Origin of the sequence: Sulfitobacter sp. HI0129 (genome assembly GCF_001635395.1) — a bacterium.
GTDB lineage: Bacteria > Pseudomonadota > Alphaproteobacteria > Rhodobacterales > Rhodobacteraceae > Sulfitobacter.
In genome coordinates this window covers 1-2784 of record NZ_LWGH01000347.1, presented here as the reverse complement: position 1 = coordinate 2784, position 2784 = coordinate 1, and the positions used below count along the sequence as shown (strand labels likewise).

2 protein-coding genes are annotated in these 2784 nt (G+C 63.3%); one reads left to right on the top strand and one right to left on the bottom strand.

Going from position 1 to position 2784, the window contains the following annotated elements; all coding sequences use genetic code 11:
• Positions 1-51 precede the first annotated feature (51 nt).
• Positions 52-993 carry a DMT family transporter gene (locus A3764_RS08795; protein ID WP_150120860.1) on the bottom strand — a complete coding sequence of 314 codons (942 nt, stop codon included), beginning with the start codon at positions 991-993 and terminating at the stop codon, positions 52-54.
• 99 nt (positions 994-1092) lie between these two features.
• Between A3764_RS08795 and A3764_RS08790 the strand changes: the two genes are divergently transcribed.
• Positions 1093-2721: an AMP-binding protein gene (locus A3764_RS08790; RefSeq protein WP_067926185.1), complete on the top strand. Its 1629-nt coding sequence runs from the start codon at positions 1093-1095 to the stop codon at positions 2719-2721.
• The last annotated feature ends 63 nt before the right edge of the window (positions 2722-2784 follow it).

Genomic DNA, 2784 nt, shown 5'->3' with positions numbered 1-2784 from the left:
CCCCGGTCTTGGGGATATGAACAAAGATATACGCCCTTCCACGGCTGATGATCATTCCGGCACCCGCGTTGCCCGAAGGGGCGCGGGCTCCTCGCTGCGCAGGGCAATCACCGCGCCCGCCAGCGCGATGGCCGCCATTCCAACAAGACCAACTGCGGGTACGGTCTGCCCCCACAGGACCCACGCCCAGAAGGACGCGAATACCAGTAGCGAAAATTCGAATACGGCGACATGCCCCGCCTCGCCCAGCTGGTAGCCTCGAAAGATGAGCCCGATTCCGATGATGGAGCCCACCGCCTGCACCGCCGTCCAGAACAGCAGACCGGCGTCGAGCGGCACCCACCCCCGCAAGGCAAAGCCTGCATGGCCGGGTGGCCCGCCCGGGTCCAGCACCAGCAGGCCCACGGCACCGAACACCGTCAGCATCCCGAAGAAGCCGGCCGTCAGTGCCAATGTCCCTTCCCCTTCGCACCAGGACCGCGTCGCCACGGCCCCCACCGCATAGAGCAATCCGGCAAAGATCGGCAGAAAGCTCACCGGGTCGAGCGCACCGGGATCGGGGCGGATCACCAGAAGCGCCCCTGCAAAACCCAGCAACACGGCCCCCCAGCGTATCGCGCCCACCCGCTTGCCCTGAAAAAGGACGGAGATCACCAGCACGAAAAGCGGCGCGGTAAAGAGCCCCGCCACCACCACCCCGATGGGCATGATGGACAGGCAGCCGAAGTAGATCAGCATGGCCCCCGCGGTGAACAGGCTACGCCCCAGTACCGCGCCCCATCGCTTTGGCCGGATCAGACCGAACCCCACCGCCGCGAGACCCAGCAACAGCAGCAGCGCCATAAACCCGCGCAGCATGTGAAACTGCCAGAGCGAACCGCTCTGCGTCAGATAGGGCACGAAATTGTCCGTCAGGCCGAGCGTCATCATGCCACCCAGCACGGTAATGGCTGCCGCTGTCGGACGCGCCGATTGTATTGATTCCTGCTGCATATGCCCCCTGCCCTGTCCTTCTTTTGTACTTTCCAAACTCGCCTCGCCATCGCAATACTCAACCCCAAAAGCGACATCTGCGAAGACGGGGGGACAGTTATGGGCTGGATGCGGGACGAAACGGGGCTGGACAAATGTGCCGCGAACCATGTGGCGCTGACACCGTTGTCCCACCTGAGACGGGCCGCCGACGTCTTTGCCGACCGAACCGCGGTGATCTACGGCAGCCTTCGTCACAGCTATGCTGAATACTACGAACGTTGCACGCGACTGGCTTCGGCGCTCGGGGGCGCTGGGATGGAACCGGGCGACGTCGTGGCGACCCTGTTGCCCAACCTGCCCGCGCAGGCCGAAGCGCATTTCGGCGTTCCCGCCTGCGGGGCCGTGTTGAACACGATCAACACCCGCCTCGACGTGAACACCGTCGCATATATCCTTGAACACGGCGGCGCACGCGTGCTTTTGGCGGATACCCAGTTTCTGGAACTGGCCGAGGCCACCTGCGCGCAGATGGAAGGCGACGCCCCCCTGATCATCGAAGTGCCCGACGCAGAGGCAGGTTTCGCCCCCAGCGGACGGCACAAGACCTATGAAGACCTGCTCGCCGAAGGCGACCCCGGCTTCGACTGGATCATGCCGGAAGACGAATGGGAAAGTCTCGCGCTCAATTATACGTCCGGCACCACGGGGCGACCCAAGGGTGTCGTTTATCATCACCGCGGGGCCTATCTGATGACCATGGGCACGGTGATTTCGTGGCGGATGGTTCTACATCCGGTCTTCATGCAGATCGTTCCCCTGTTTCACTGCAACGGCTGGAACCACACATGGATGATGCCGCTGCTGGGCGGAACGCTCGTCTGCTGCCGCGACATCACAGCACCTGCCATCTATGACGCCATCGCCGATCACGGCGTGACCCACTTCGGCGGCGCGCCCATCGTGCTCAACATGCTGGTGAACGCCCCCGAAAGCGAACGCCGTGCCTTTGACCATCAGGTGGAGGTGTTTACCGCCGGTGCACCCCCCGCCCCGGCCACCCTGTCCAAGATCGAAAAGCTGGGCTTCAACGTCACGCAGGTCTACGGGCTGACGGAAACCTACGGCCACGTGACGGAATGTCTCTGGCGACCGGAGGATTGGGACGCACTCGATCAATCCGCACGGGCGGCGGTAAAGGCGCGGCAGGGCGTCGCCTTTCCGATGATGGAACATATCGACGTGACCGACGATGCAATGGCCCCCGTGCCGCGTGACGGCACCGCCCAGGGTGAGATCATGATCCGGGGCAACGCGGTGATGAAAGGCTACCTCAAGAACCCCGAAGCAACGCGGGAGGCCTTTGCCGGGGGATACTTTCATTCCGGCGACCTCGCCGTGCGGCACGCAGACGGTTACATCCAGATCGCGGACCGCGCGAAGGACATCATCATCTCGGGTGGCGAGAACATTTCTTCCGTTGAGGTCGAAGGCGCGCTGATGGAACATCCTGATGTGAACCTTGCCGCCGTGGTCGCCCGCCCTGATGAGAAATGGGGCGAGGTTCCCTGCGCTTTCGTGGAACTGAAGCCCGGCACACCGGCAGACGAGGCGGCCCTGATCGCCTTTACCCGCGAAAGGCTGGCCGGGTTCAAGACGCCGAAGAAGGTCATTTTCTGCGAATTGCCCAAAACCTCCACCGGCAAGATTCAGAAGTTCGAACTGCGCCGTCAGGCCGCAGCGCTCTGATCAACTGTTGCCCTGGCCGGGCAAGGTCTTCTCATAGCGCCATACGTCGAGCACCCACGCGCC